Origin of the sequence: Parabacteroides faecis (assembly GCF_014647375.1) — a bacterium.
Lineage (GTDB): Bacteria > Bacteroidota > Bacteroidia > Bacteroidales > Tannerellaceae > Parabacteroides > Parabacteroides faecis.
This window is the reverse complement of record NZ_BMPB01000011.1, coordinates 121,890-136,256: the sequence shown is the minus strand read 5'-3', so window position 1 is coordinate 136,256 and position 14,367 is coordinate 121,890. Positions and strand designations below refer to the sequence as shown.

At 44.2% G+C, this 14,367-nt stretch carries 10 protein-coding genes; 2 read left to right on the top strand and 8 right to left on the bottom strand.

What is annotated here, in order from left to right; translation table 11 throughout:
- The first annotated feature begins 72 nt into the window (after positions 1 to 72).
- Positions 73 to 330 carry a hypothetical protein gene (locus IEY67_RS16765; RefSeq protein WP_122357236.1) on the top strand — a complete coding sequence of 86 codons (258 nt, stop codon included), beginning with the start codon at positions 73 to 75 and terminating at the stop codon, positions 328 to 330.
- Between the two features lie 79 nt (positions 331 to 409).
- Positions 410 to 2,341, top strand: coding sequence for an NAD(+) synthase (locus tag IEY67_RS16760; protein WP_183671828.1), 1,932 nt, complete (start codon positions 410 to 412; stop codon positions 2,339 to 2,341).
- A gap of 108 nt (positions 2,342 to 2,449) precedes the next feature.
- Here the strand turns inward: IEY67_RS16760 and IEY67_RS16755 are convergent, their stop codons facing one another.
- The 8 genes from IEY67_RS16755 to IEY67_RS16720 all read right to left on the bottom strand — a co-directional run bounded on the left by IEY67_RS16755 (position 2,450) and on the right by IEY67_RS16720 (position 14,294).
- A complete protein-coding gene (locus IEY67_RS16755) occupies positions 2,450 to 3,355 on the bottom strand; it encodes an alpha/beta hydrolase (RefSeq protein WP_183671829.1) in 906 nt (301 codons plus the stop codon).
- 130 nt (positions 3,356 to 3,485) lie between these two features.
- A complete protein-coding gene (locus IEY67_RS16750; protein WP_122374620.1) occupies positions 3,486 to 4,301 on the bottom strand; it encodes an AraC family transcriptional regulator in 816 nt (271 codons plus the stop codon).
- Positions 4,302 to 4,455: 154 nt separating this feature from the next.
- Positions 4,456 to 5,859, bottom strand: coding sequence for a Gfo/Idh/MocA family protein (locus tag IEY67_RS16745; RefSeq protein ID WP_122374593.1), 1,404 nt, complete (start codon positions 5,857 to 5,859; stop codon positions 4,456 to 4,458).
- A 98-nt stretch (positions 5,860 to 5,957) separates the two neighbouring features.
- Complete coding sequence (locus IEY67_RS16740) at positions 5,958 to 7,478, bottom strand: sulfatase-like hydrolase/transferase (protein WP_122374621.1); 1,521 nt, start codon at positions 7,476 to 7,478, stop codon at positions 5,958 to 5,960.
- Between the two features lie 92 nt (positions 7,479 to 7,570).
- Positions 7,571 to 9,262 carry a RagB/SusD family nutrient uptake outer membrane protein gene (locus IEY67_RS16735; RefSeq protein ID WP_122374594.1) on the bottom strand — a complete coding sequence of 564 codons (1,692 nt, stop codon included), beginning with the start codon at positions 9,260 to 9,262 and terminating at the stop codon, positions 7,571 to 7,573.
- Between the two features lie 15 nt (positions 9,263 to 9,277).
- Positions 9,278 to 12,568, bottom strand: a complete 3,291-nt coding sequence (locus IEY67_RS16730; protein ID WP_183671830.1) for a SusC/RagA family TonB-linked outer membrane protein — start codon at positions 12,566 to 12,568, stop codon at positions 9,278 to 9,280.
- A 72-nt stretch (positions 12,569 to 12,640) separates the two neighbouring features.
- Positions 12,641 to 13,669, bottom strand: a complete 1,029-nt coding sequence (locus IEY67_RS16725) for a FecR family protein (RefSeq protein WP_183671831.1) — start codon at positions 13,667 to 13,669, stop codon at positions 12,641 to 12,643.
- 79 nt (positions 13,670 to 13,748) lie between these two features.
- On the bottom strand, positions 13,749 to 14,294 hold the full coding sequence (locus IEY67_RS16720) for an RNA polymerase sigma-70 factor (RefSeq protein WP_229801103.1): 546 nt from the start codon (positions 14,292 to 14,294) through the stop codon (positions 13,749 to 13,751).
- Between the last annotated feature and the right edge of the window lie 73 nt (positions 14,295 to 14,367).

Below are 14,367 nucleotides of genomic sequence, written 5' to 3'. Positions count from 1 at the left end.
CTTCCCTTCTTTCATATTCCCAGAGAAATACATACCTTTGGAGCATCATTATATAAGAAAGGAGTTTACGTTATGACGGCAATGGAATTACAACAATGGAAAAAGAACTTCGTTGAAGATTATCTGGACGAAATAGATGATCTGGAAGTTTTGGAAAAAATCAAGAAATACGTGAAACGCGTTATGCCCAAGAAAGAGAACCCTCGTCCTTGCGTCGTTCATTCGCAAGAAGAAATGATTGCGGCTATCAGAAAATCGGAAGAAGATATAAAACACGGACGTATCATATCTAATGAGGAACTAGAAAAAGAAATAGAAACATGGTTCTAAAGAAAAATGTTCTTTATTGGACAACCGAAGCCAAAAACGACTTGAAAAATATTGCGAAGTACTATAAGAAGAATAGAATATGAACTACGGATTTATAAAAGTAGCAGCAGCCGTCCCTCACGTACAGGTGGCAGACTGTTCTTATAATATAGGGCAGATAGAAAGCCTGATACGTCAGGCATCGGAAAAGGGAGTCCAACTGATCGCTTTTCCTGAATTATCGGTGACGGCCTATACCTGCCTGGACTTGTTTGCCCAGCAAACTTTACTGAAGAATGCAGAACAGGCCCTATTAAAACTCGTCAACGACACCGCCGACCTGAACCTGCTCACCATCGTAGGTGCCCCGCTCGTAACGGACAACCGACTGATCAATGCCGCTATCGCTTTTCAAAGCGGAAAGATAATAGGCGTAGTTCCCAAAACATATCTGCCGAACTACAAAGAATTTCAGGAACAGCGCTGGTTTACTTCCGCTACCGAGCTATGGGATAAAACCATCTCGATCGGAAACAACGCATACCCGATGAATAGTCACCTATTATTCACCTCCGGACAGGTAAAAGTCGGTATCGAGATATGTGAAGACTTATGGGTTCCCGTTCCCCCTAGTTCCCTACTGGCGATGGAAGGAGCCAATATCCTGGTAAATATATCCGCCAGTAACGAACTGATCGGTAAACACCATTACCTCCGTTCACTGATCTGCCAGCAATCTGCCCGTTGTATGGCAGGATATGTCTACGCCTCCGCCGGTTTCGGAGAATCCAGTACAGACCTTGTTTTTGCAGGTAACGGCATCATTGCCGAAAACGGAAATCTCCTGGAAGAATCGCCGCGCTTCACCATGCAGGAACAACTCATCATTAGTGAGATCGACGTTGAAAACCTGCAAAACGACCGTCGCGTGAACACCAGCTTCATGCACGGAGCCTCCACTTTATTACCGGAGGAAACGATCGTAGTCCCGTTCGCCCTGTCCGAAACTTCCGGAGATCCGGTACTGACGCGCCCGATCGACCCGCATCCTTTCACTCCTTCCGGCGATGCTTTAAAAGAGCGTTGCGAAGAAATCTTCCAGATTCAGGTGGCCGGACTAGCCAAACGCATGGTCCATACCCACTCTAAAACGGCGGTTGTCGGTATTTCGGGTGGACTGGATTCCACATTAGCCCTGTTGGTAACCGTGATGACCTTCGATGCGCTCGGTATCCCCCGCAACCAGATACTCGGTATCACCATGCCCGGCTTCGGAACCACCGACCGCACCTATACCAATGCTTGCGACCTGATCCGTTCATTGGGTGTCACACTAAAAGAAATTTCGATCAAAGATGCCTGCCTCCAACACTTCAAAGACATCAACCACGATCCGTCTGTCCATGATGTTACTTACGAGAACAGCCAGGCACGCGAACGTACCCAAATTCTGATGGATGTAGCCAATCAGGAAAACGGTATGGTGATCGGAACCGGCGACCTGTCGGAACTGGCACTGGGTTGGGCGACCTACAACGGCGATCATATGTCGATGTACGGTGTTAACGGAAGCATCCCTAAAACATTAGTCAAATACCTGGTGGAATGGGTTGCCCACAACCGGGTGGATGAAGCCTCCCGCGCTACCTTGCTGGATATCGTCGATACCCCTATCAGCCCCGAACTGATCCCGGCAGATGAAAACGGAAATATCAAACAGAAAACGGAAGACCTGGTAGGCCCTTACGAACTACACGATTTCTTCCTGTATCATTTCCTCCGCTTCGGCTCCTCACCTGTCAAGATCTACTTCCTGGCACAACAGGCTTTCAAGGACAATTACGACAAAGAGACAATCAAAAAATGGCTCTACACTTTCTTCCGCCGTTTCTTCCAGCAACAGTTCAAACGAAGTTGCCTGCCCGACGGCCCGAAAGTCGGTTCCGTCAGTCTTTCCCCACGCGGTGACTGGCGTATGCCGAGCGATGCGATGGCAACGTTATGGCTGAAAGAGATAGAAGCTTTAGATTGAAAAAGACAGAACTTATAAATAAATAAAGAGCATATCCATCATCCTTTACGGAACACAGATACGCTCTTTATTTATCCCTGTCTATCAGAAGATATCTATCTTGCTTCGTTATCCCAGATATTTACGATAGAACCCTGTCAGTTTCTCAACAGCCGGATTCACATACTCCGGATTATCATACAGGTCATAATGGGAAGCATTCTCAAAAACAAGCAAATCCTTTTCTTTCGATGCAGCCCGTTTGTAAAGTTCTTTGCCATCCTGGAAAGACTTGAACACACCGCCTTTAGCACCGACAATGATCTGTAAAGGTTGCGTCAGCAGTTTGTCCACCATATGAAAAGCATCGAAAGCGATTACGGAAGCCATACTTATAAAACGTAATTTATTTGTTGAATTCGGATGTTGTCCACGCGGAGTCAAGTAATACTCATACGCCTCACGCAAATCTATATCTTCGGCATCTTTGCTTTCTGCTGCCACCCAGGGCACAATCAGCGGTTCTGCACCACGAGCTTCCGCCGTACGCTGTCGGCCAATCATCTCCAGCACCTTGATCACCTCTTCGGCAGGCCCTTCGTTATTTACCCGGCCAATATTAGCACCTACAGACGTACCTACTGCTTTGATACGGCGTTCCGTCATTGCGGCATTCACGATGTAACCTCCGCCGGCACATATACCAAGACCACCGATACGTTCTTCATCCACATAAGGAAGTGTTGTCAAAAAATCCACCGCACAACGTATATCTTCGACACGTGTTGCCGGATCTTCTATATCCCGTGGCTCACCACCGCTCTCTCCCTGATAGGAAGCATTGACAGCTAGGGTAACAAATCCTTGTTCAGCCAGTTTTCCCGCATAAATAGCAGCCGTCTGCTCCTTACAACTACTTCCCGGATGAACAACAACAATAGCTGCATATTTCTTATTTTCATCAAAACCAGTCGGTAGGTAAAGGTCGGCTGCCACATCGATAATACGATTTTTAAAAGTCACATTCTTCTTCATTGCCAATAATTTTTATAGTTGAACCTTCTTTCTTTATATATTACAAAGATAAACAGGAATCCATCCTATAAGTTTTTCCCATTGGCTCAAAAAGATGTTTCGGAAAAGCTCAGAACACAGGAATACATATCTACCGGGCAGGTGTAAACCCAAATTGTTTTTTGAAAGCCGTAGTAAAATGAGACCTGTTTTTAAAACCGACACTAAAACACACGTCCGATATTTTCTCTCCCCCGCTCCTGATCTTTTCATAAGCGACATCCAACCTCTTCTGCATAATCCATTTCTGAGGCGACAAACTGCTTATTTTCCTGAAATCCCTCTTGAAAGTCGCCAGGCTCCTCCCTGTATATAAAGCGATCTCCTCCATAGACAGATCGTGCATATAATTCTTATTCAGGAAATCAAGTATATCGATCTTCCACGGTTCCGTAAAATCAAAAAGCGTAGGATAAAAATCTTTATTCATCGCCAGCAGGGAGATCAATCCCTCGCGTAGTTTCAACTGCATCAACTCATCATTCGGCTTGTTCTCCGAATTAAAGTAAGGGACCATTGAAAAGAATAAGCTCTGGATATCGGCAGATTCAGGAAGTTTCAAAACAGACACAGCCAATGGTTTCGCTCCTTTGGGAATATCTTTCCGGTCTAAGGAACGGTAATAGTCACGTAGAAAGTTCCTGTTGAATTTCAGTGTAATCCCCCTATATTGTTCCCCTTTGGCAGGTCCCTTATTGATAGTCACCGTATGATCCCGCTTAACGAATACACATTCACCGGCTCCGGCAGTAATCTCCTGCCCATTCTCCTGGATAGACATTTGCCCCGAATACACATAAATCAACAGATGCGACACGGCTTTGTGGCTACAGACCGTATCATTATTCAGGAAAAAACTGAATATAATATCCGAATAACTGAATATAGTAGTCTCTTGCTGTTCCATTTTATCCTTCTTATTTTCCACAAATATACAAAACAACAGACAAATAAGATTTTTCTTAACGGCTCAAATACACTATTCTATCCGGCTCTTATAAAAAGAAAAGGAGATGCATCCAAAGACACATCTCCTTCTTTTTTTATCGCTTATTTATTAATTATAAACCGAATTCCGGTTTACGGTGAATCCACTGTCCGCGAGTGAAGTCAGGGAAATCAACTAATGCACCGCCACGGGCGATAGACATTTCAGACAAACCTGAGATAGCACTCCAAGCTGCAGCATCATAGCAGTCCATAGGAGCCGGACGTTTGTTTTTGATGCGGTCAATCAGGTCGTACATCATAATGAAGTCCATACCACCGTGACCGGCTTCTTTTGCCTGAGCATCCAACTGGGCCCACAATTTGTGGTCGTATTTCTTAAACCATTCTTCAGAGTCATCCCAACGGTGAGGTTTAGACTGATTCTCTACATACACATGATCGCCATCGTTCATCCACAAACCTTCTGTTCCCTGAATACGGAATCCTAAAGAATAAGGACGAGGAGAGTTTGTATCGTGGGTTACGATGATTGTCTGGCCGTTCGCACATTTGATCATAGAAGTCACGATGTCACCCAGGTTAAAACGAACTTTAGCCAACGGATGGTTTTCGCCACCATTATCTACGATAAACTTATGCAATCCGCGAGACTGAGTTGCCATGGCAGAAAGAGAAAGGAAACGGTTACCGCGGTTGATGTCCATACAGTTGGCAACCGGTCCGATACCGTGAGTCGGGTAAATATCACCATTACGATGTACGGAGTGATTCGTACGCCACTGAGCTTCAGCAAAAGCCTCCGGTCCCATACGCAACTCACCACCCTTCTGGTAAGTATAATTCTTACCGTCATTAAACTTCACATCACGTAAGTCATGTTCGTAACCGCAACCACCATGCAGCAGTTCACCGAACAAACCTTCGCGAACCATGTTCAATGCAGCCATACAGTCACGACGATAGCACACATTTTCCATGATGTTCAAATGGCTGCCTGTTGCTTCCGATACATTGACCAGATCCCAGCATTCTTCAACTGTATTAGCTGCGGAAACTTCCACGCCAACATAAGGAACGCCAGCCTTCATAGCTGCTAACGACATCGGCACGTGCCATTCCCAAGGGCTGGCAATGATCACACAGTCGAATTCTTCGTTGTTCAACATCTTTTCAAATTCACGTTCACCGCCCTTATAAACCTTAGGTGCATCTACGTTAAATTTAGCAATGTGTTTGAGAGTTCTGTCGATCGGCCCCTGTTGAATATCACAGATAGCAACGATCTTGTTTCCCGGAATAGCCAACACATTATTGATGTGTTCATGGCAACGTGAACCTGTTCCGATAAATCCGAAACGCAGTTTGCCATCATCTTTTCCGGCTGTTTTCTTCTTCTGAGGTTCCGGAGAACCTGCTACTGTAGTGGCAGAGGCGGTACCAGCCATAGCCAAACCTGCTGCACCAACTCCGGCTGCAGTCATTTTTTTAAGAAAGGAACGACGAGTGTTTTCCATGTTCTTTATTTAGTATTTTATGTTAAGTGGGCAAATTTATAATATTTAATCAACTTCTCAAATATGTTTAGAAAAAAAGAATCAATCAAAATCACCAATTAATAATTTGTAATCTTTCCGGTCTCTCTTTTAAGCTTTTCAAACGTCATAATCATTTGCCTCAAACGCCTTGATTCCTTCTCCGCCAGGTTATGTTCCTGTCCGATATCTTCCTTTATATTATACAATTGATAACAGTTTCCCAGTCCTGAAAAACCGACGCCGTCAGGATCGTCATAATAAGCAGGGTAAGGCGGGATCATCACCCAATCACCCTGATGCAGGGCATAATTGAAATAACCTTCAGTAACCAGCTCTTTACGTCCCTGATCGCTTTTTCCCAAAAACACGGGCAAGGTATTCTGGCTATCAGTCTTATCCGAATAGGTCTGCCCTGTCAATGCCGCCAGAGAGGCCAGCAAATCCATTTGACAAATCAAAGCATCCGACACTCCGGGGCTAACGACAGCCGGCCAGCGCAACAGGAACGGAATACAAGTACCCCCATCGTATAAACTGGTTTTCCCACCGCGGTAAGGACCTGCCATTTTATGATCACCAACCAGTTCCACTGCCTGATCCTGATAACCGTCATCCAGCACGGGACCATTATCGCTGGTAAAGATCACCAACGTATTCTCTGTCAATCCCAACTTATCCAACTCGTTCAAAAACTCCGTCACACACCAGTCAGCCTCCAGAATAACATCCCCGCGAGGTCCCATGCCCGACTTTCCGACAAATTTTTGATTCGGCACACGAGGCACATGAGGCTGGTGCAATCCGTAATACAGGAAGAACGGTTTATCCTTATTGTCTTTAAGAAATCCTTTCGCCTTCTCCAGGAACAATTCAGCCATATCCTCGTCTTTCCACTGGGCCGCCTTGCCGCCTTTCTGGAATCCGATACGGGGTACGCCATTCACGATCGATCCGGCATGCCCCACACTCGGATGCATCCGAAGCAATTCCGGGTTATCCTTACCGGTAGGTTCACCCGGGAAATTATGCTTATAACTGACATATAACGGATCATTCGGTTCCAGTCCGACACCCTTTCCGTTTTCAATAAAAATACAAGGAACCCGGTCGTTGGTCGCTGCTTGGATAAAAGAATAATCATATCCAACTTCTTTCGCCCCGGGATAAACAGTTTCGTTCCAATCGACGGCACCGTCACCCAATCCCAGATGCCATTTACCGACAGAACCTGTCACATATCCCGCCTGCTTCATCACTTTCGGCAAAGTGATTTGCTGGGTATTAATGATCAAAGCCGCATTCCCCGGAAGTATTTTGGCGTCTTTGTTAGTCCAGGGATACAATCCTGTCAGCAAGGAATAACGGCTGGGTGTAGAAGTTGCTGCCGTACAATACCCCTGTGTAAAACGCAGCCCTTCATTGGCTATCCGGTCCATACCCGGTGTATGAATACGGGTCGCACCATAACAACTCAGATCGCCGTACCCCAGATCATCAGCTACAATAATTACAACATTAGGCTGCTGCCCAGTCTGAGCGAAGGCGTTTAATCCGGACAAGGCTCCTATTCCGGTTGCTACACATAGTAGATTTTTCATATTCATGTTTTTCATATATAATAATGCAGGCGTTGATTGTGACAATCAACGCCTGCAAATATAACAAATCATACGGATCTCATACTATCCATTTATGGATTTTGTGTCAGTGTACCCGGATAAGCATTGATCTCCGATTGAGGTATATACTGAATTGCGAACGGACTTGTTGCCGGATATTCAGGAATACCATCGTGAAAACCTGGATAACGGCGTACCATTGTCTCTCCCACCCGGTACACGTCAAAACCACGGTCCGCTTCATAAGCCAGTTCCAGCTGTCTTTCCTTCATGATGCGTTCCTGTGCATTGGTTGCATCCAGGGAAGTGTAGGCTGCATCCGGTAGTGAGCGTTCGCGAACCACATTCAGATCAGACAATGCTTTCGGATAATTGCCTAATTTGGCACTTGCTTCCGCACGTATCAGATATATTTCACCCAAGCGTGAAATGATCGGTGAATACAAATGAGGATACCCGTCCTGTTTAGAACATTTATAGCTGAAAAATTTCGGATTACCCTGGCTTTCCAGCATATAGTAATCATAATCTCCAACATACGTCTTACCCTCATAAACAATCGAATAACGCTTATTTGCCACATCTACCGGAGTCAGTTCATATTCCTTTGATTCGATCGTAGCGACCAACTTGCCACCCACTTCTTTCGTTTCTCCCTGGCGATATACATAACTGGAAAGTTTTCCATCCACATATAACTCAGCGACAAAACGGAATGCAGGGATCTGCTGGTCATTATCATCCGTCTTATACTGCGGATGGATAAAGGCTTCACGGGCATCGGTATCTTTACCGGTTTCATGCAACAAATCCATATACTTGGCACTTGCATATACTTCTCCCCAGCCCTGGCCGTCGATTTCCGCATACATACTTCCTATCGGATCGCCCCAGTCGGCCACATCAGATGCGATATATTTCACGGCAAAAATCGTTTCTGTCTGAGAAGGATCGTCAGGAGCCAGTTCATTATATCTCATAAATGAACTGCGATTTAACAAAGAGAACTGTCCGCTCTCAATAACAGTGTTCGCATAATTATATGACAATTGAGCAAACTCCTTATCAGGGTTTTCGAATGTACCGCTCATATACATATATACTTTTGCCAACAAAGCCTGAGCCGCATACTTAGATACATAAGTACCCGACTTAAAGCCAGTCATCAGTTGTTCCGCTTTCTTCAAGTCGGCCAGTACTTGTTCGTAAGTTTCCTTCACGGTTGAACGATCCGGAAGATTCAGGTTCGACAGGTCCTCCGGCATACCGTTCACGATGGGCACCCCCAGATTCTTGCCTGGTTCTTGGTAATAAGGACGGCCAAACACACGGCAAAGGTAGAAATACATCATTCCCCGCATATAATAAGCCTGACCCAATTTATTATCGAGCTCTACTGACTCACCCTCCTGGATCATGTTCATCAGCGAACTTGTTTGGGAAATAATATTGTATGCACTATTCCAAACGGTAGAAAGGCCGGAATTATTTACAGTATGCTGATACGTAAAATAAGTACCGAACGGATTAGTTGTCGGTTTATCCTTACAAACGTTATCGCTCGGGAATTCACCGCAATAATGAAGATGTTCAGAAGCGGTCTTCATTTTAGAATAACATCCGTTCAATAAAACATCTACGGCTGCTTCCTTATCGGCCATGATCTTATCATCCGTATAATAACCATACGGGGCACGGTCGATATCACAACTGGTAATCATTGTGGCAGCAGCAGCCAACGCTGCTATAGCTATTTTTTTCATTTCGTTTTCCTTTAATTAAAATGTAACATTCAGACCAAACATAAATTTACGCACCTGAGGATATGGAGCGATAGCGACACCGTTCTGTCCCGACTTGCTCACTTCGTTAACAGGAAGCTCGGGGTCGATACCCGAGAAGCCGGATACAACGAACAAATTCTCACCGGAGAAGAACAAGCGCAAATGATCTATATAAGGAATTTTGGCAGTCGGCACGTTATAACCTAATGTCAGGCTACGCAGACGCAGATAGCTGGCATCTTCCAGGTAACGGGAAGATCCACGGCTCGACTGACTCTTGTTTCCATATTCAGCTTTCGGATGGGTTGCGATATCACCTGGTTTTTCCCAGCGATTCCAACCTTTCTTCAGGTTCATCTGATTGTAGTTTACATACGCACCGTCACTATCGTACATCGAACGGTCGTAATTGAAGATCTTGCCACCTACCGAGTAACCGAATACGGCCGACAGGTCAAAGTTTTTCCAGGATACGTCTGTGGAAAAACCTCCATAGAAATCCGGAGTCTGCTTTCCTAATACGACCTGATTTTTAGAAGCTTCCCCGTAGCTGGAGGTTGTTACACGCTCGCCCTGTTCATTTGTAGTGAACCATAGCGGAGAACCCGTTTCCGTATCTACACCGGCCCATTCCGTACCATACCATGTATCTACATCATGTCCGGGCATCACAACCTTATCCATATAAATATAGGTATTCGTACCTGCATTACCTGTAATGATCTGACTCTTGCCGCCATACAGTTCGGTTACCTTATTACGGTTCAGACCGATATTTGCCGATATATTCCAGTTCCAGTCTTTTCCTTTCAGGATATCCATGCTCAAAGAAGCCTCGAAACCGTTATTTTTTACAGAACCGACGTTACGGTATACACCTGTTACACCCGTTACGCCCGGTAGCGGTACGTAATACAGCAAGTCGGTTGTTTTCTTGTTATAATAATCCAGATTGATAGTCAAACGATCAAACAGGATCGCATCGATACCTACGCCGGCCGTGTATGTTTTTTCCCAGGTAAGATCATCATTTTTCACCTGATAGATATAAGCACCCGGATCGCCATTGTATCCTGACCCCAGGTTATATAAGGTGTACTGAGGATATAACTGTGTCGGACGGTTACCTACCGAACCGTAGCTGGCACGCAACTTCAATTGCTGTACCCAATCGGATGCCTTGAAAAACTCTTCCTGATGAATATTCCAACCACCGCTGATAGAGAAGAAATTACCATATTTGGCATTCTGTCCAAAGTTTGAAGCTCCGTCGCGACGGAAAGAGAATGACAACAGATAACGGTTATCATAAGCATAGTTAGCATTGAACAAATAAGATTGTACAGCCCATTCGCTCTGGCTACCTTTGGTCTTTTTAGGAGTTACCGCCACATCCGCCACAGAGAAACCGGGGGCGAAGCTGGCAGCTGTCTGATCTTTTATTTCCTGTGTATAGGTATTCCATTCATAAGCCAGGATCGCATTCACGGAATGTTTGTCGAACACCTTATTGAAACGGAGCAACTGGTTACTGTAGACACGATAATAGGAAGTAGTCTTATCCTGCAACAAGCCCTTATCAGCCTTACCACCCTGCGAACGTGGATCTTTATAATTCTTCAAAGCCGTACTTCCGTATTTATAGTTGTTAACGGAAGCGAAAGTCAACCAGTCAGTTAACTTGATATCGAAGTCGAAGTTACCCATGAACTCATAGGATGTTTTCTTTTCGTAGTTCCACTGGTTGTCATACAAATAGTTTGTAGCATCACTATTAATCCAGTTCGTCGGTTTGTATTGCTGTATCAGTTCGCCATTTTCATCGTATGGTGAGTCCCAGGGGAAATCCACATACATGATCGAACTGATATCATGCTGCTGGTCCATGATATCGCTACGGGTAGCCCATACCTTCGGTTTGATGGTCAACCAGTCCGTAGCCTTGTAATCAACATTGAAACGCAGATTATAACGAGTATAGTCATATCCCTTTACGGCACCATCCTCATCATAAACACCGATCGAAGCATAGGTCTTGATATTTTCGGAACCACCGGATACCGACAGATTATAATCCTGTGCCAGTCCCAGATGCGTACCTTCTTTCCACCAGTCAAAATTGCGGTCGCGCAAATCCGGAGTAAAGTAAGAAGGAATAGCTCCTTTATTGGCAAATGAATCATAATAATCATATAATTCAGCACCATTCATCATATCCAGATTACCACGGTGCAACTGGTTGACACCCAGTTTTACGGAAGCGTTGATCGTAGCCTTACCTGTCTTACCTTTTTTGGTTGTTACAACGATTACACCATTTGCTCCTTGCGAACCATAGATAGCGGTCGAAGCCGCATCTTTCAAAATGGACATCGACTCTATATCGGCAGGGTTCAAACTCCCGGCACTACTACCAACGATTACTCCATCTACAATCCACAACGGATCTGTACTACCGTTTACTGTTGATTTACCACGGATCACAACTTTACCCGCAGCACCCGGTTGTCCTCCACCGGTAGTTACATATACACCAGGAGCCTTGCCCGACAACAGGTTTTCTACCGTAGGGGAAGTCGAGTCCATCAGTTTTTCATTGCTGATTACCTGCATGGCACCTGTCAGACTCTCTTTCTTCTGAACCGTATACCCCACTACTACCACTTCATCAAGGTTCTGGGTATCTTCCTTGATTTTGATCTTCATCTCGCTTGCCGCCTTTACCTCTATCGGCAAATAACCGATATAAGAGACTACCAATGTGGCGCCTGCCGGAGCTTCCATTGTAAAATTACCATCAAAATCCGTACTAGTACCGTTCGTAGTACCTTTCACGATAACATTAGCACCGATAACAGGGTCGCCTGTAACTGCATCATAAACAGTACCAGTTATTTTTATCTCTTGCTGAGTAACCTGTTTTTCAAAAGATTTAATCGATTCTGGTTTAGAATTAACCTTGTAAACGACAATTCGGTTGTCGTTTACAATAAAATCAGCATGCTGATTTTTCAATGCAATCCTTAGGATTTCTTCGACCGACCGATTCCTCATATCAAGAGAAACCCGCTCGTTCAGGTCGATATCGTTGTTACGGATAAGGAAAGTGTAATCGAACTTCTGTTCTATCAGTTCGAACAGTTCTTTTAAACTTGCACTTTCCATCTGGACAGACATGACATGAGTCTGTAATTTTGACGCAGAAGCGGCTCCGGATACTAAAGGTAAACCAGCGATCATACATGCTGTAGCCATTAGCTTCCCGGTCTTTTTTAGATAGTTCATTTCTAAAATGTTAGATTTAAATTATGATTAGTTGTTCTCTGTAAGTAATTATATTCGAATTAGATTAAAATCTCATTTGTCTTCTATTATAAATTCGTTACCGATCTGTTTCCAGGTATATTTCTTCTCCACATCGACTTCCCGGAGTATATAATCCAGCGTCTGATCAGCGGAGAAACTACCCGAAAATATTTCCTTATGTAAAGACTTACTATTGATACGGATCTGTACATTGAACTTTCTTTCCAGATCTCTCGCTATCCGGTCGAAAGGCTGTTTATCGAACTCGATCCGGCCATTGGTCCAGGCATAAATAGAAGCACCATCCACTTTCGACATTTTAACCTGACTCGTCTCTTTATTATAACTGATCATCCGATTCGGAACCAGAACGATATCTTTAGCCTTCTCTTCCTTATTATCATCGTCCAGATGAACATTTACCTTTCCGGAAACCAGCGCTACATCTATCGTTTCCTCATTATCATAGGCCTTGACGTTAAAACAGGTTCCCAGCACTCTGATATCCAGTTTCCCGGACTTCACGACAAAAGGACGCAAAGAGTCTTTTGCCACCTCAAAATAAGCCTCACCGGTCAGCAATACTTCCCTGTTCTGCTTCGTAAAGTCTATGTTATATTTCAAGGAAGATCCGGCATTCACCCACACAACCGAATGATCCGGTAAGATGACTTTCGATTGAGAGCCCGCAGGAGTAACCGTTTCAAACCAGGCTATCTGTTCCCTTTTCGGTTTCCGGTCACTTTTTCCGGCATAATAAGATGTCGTACTTATTGCCACAACCAGCAATACGGAAACAGCCACCTTTCCCCAGATGCGCCAGTTAAATAATCTGTGTTCTTTTATCGGGAGAGTTTTTCCGGTCAGATCCCCGAAGTGATCCCGGAAATCGGATTTCATATTCGACTTGAACAGAGGTACATGTGCAATAGCCCACCAGTCGGCCATTTCTGAAAATTTTCCCTTATTTGCTTCATCGGCTTCGAGCCAAAGCAACAATTCCTTTTCTTCGGTTTCAGACAGTTCACCGGCGAAATAGTCCAGTAGTAGATTTTCAATATGTTTTTCTTCTGTATTCATATATAATTACAACCGTGTTAATCCACCCGGTTTTCATTATATACACGCATTTTGGAGATTGCGTTTAAAAGAAAAGCATTTATTTTTGAGAAAAATTAAAAATAAGCAAGAACAGAGGGTAATAATCACCCAGAAGTGTCTTTAACTTTGATAATCCGATCTTGATCTGTACCCTGACCGTACTAGGACTGATATGATTACATTCGGCAATTTCATCATACGATTTATTATGATAGAGATATTGCACGAAGATATCACGGCATTTATCCGGTAACTGATTTACCGCTGAATAAATCCGTTCTTCAAATTCCTTATTCTCCAGATAAGCTAAAGGATGGGACTCTTCGCCGATCTGTTGTTCCTGAATAGTCAACAAATGCTCCTGCACATCCGACATGGAAACCATTTGAAGACGTTGCTGGCGAAGATGGTTAAGGCATCGATTCTGTACGGCACGTATCAGGTAAGCCCGTACCGGATATGTTAGTGTGGAACGATTATTCCACACATTTATAAATACATCATTTACTACTTCGCGGGATGCTTCGGCGTTAAATATATATTTGGTAGCCACTGCACAAAGATAGACATAGCAAGTCGAATACAACACCTCAAAGGCTTTCATATCTCCTTCGTTTATACGTGTAACTATGTCTTCTTTTATTTCCGGCATTTACATCAGTTCAAATTCATACTCT

Coding starts and splice junctions, on each gene's coding strand:
- IEY67_RS16765 (WP_122357236.1), top strand. CDS start 73: ATGACGGCAATGGAATTACAACAATGGAAAAAGAACTTCGTTGAAGAT.
- IEY67_RS16760 (WP_183671828.1), top strand. CDS start 410: ATGAACTACGGATTTATAAAAGTAGCAGCAGCCGTCCCTCACGTACAG.
- IEY67_RS16755 (WP_183671829.1), bottom strand. CDS start 3,355: ATGAAGAAGAATGTGACTTTTAAAAATCGTATTATCGATGTGGCAGCC.
- IEY67_RS16750 (WP_122374620.1), bottom strand. CDS start 4,301: ATGGAACAGCAAGAGACTACTATATTCAGTTATTCGGATATTATATTC.
- IEY67_RS16745 (WP_122374593.1), bottom strand. CDS start 5,859: ATGGAAAACACTCGTCGTTCCTTTCTTAAAAAAATGACTGCAGCCGGA.
- IEY67_RS16740 (WP_122374621.1), bottom strand. CDS start 7,478: ATGAAAAATCTACTATGTGTAGCAACCGGAATAGGAGCCTTGTCCGGA.
- IEY67_RS16735 (WP_122374594.1), bottom strand. CDS start 9,262: ATGAAAAAAATAGCTATAGCAGCGTTGGCTGCTGCTGCCACAATGATT.
- IEY67_RS16730 (WP_183671830.1), bottom strand. CDS start 12,568: ATGAACTATCTAAAAAAGACCGGGAAGCTAATGGCTACAGCATGTATG.
- IEY67_RS16725 (WP_183671831.1), bottom strand. CDS start 13,669: ATGAATACAGAAGAAAAACATATTGAAAATCTACTACTGGACTATTTC.
- IEY67_RS16720 (WP_229801103.1), bottom strand. CDS start 14,294: ATGAAAGCCTTTGAGGTGTTGTATTCGACTTGCTATGTCTATCTTTGT.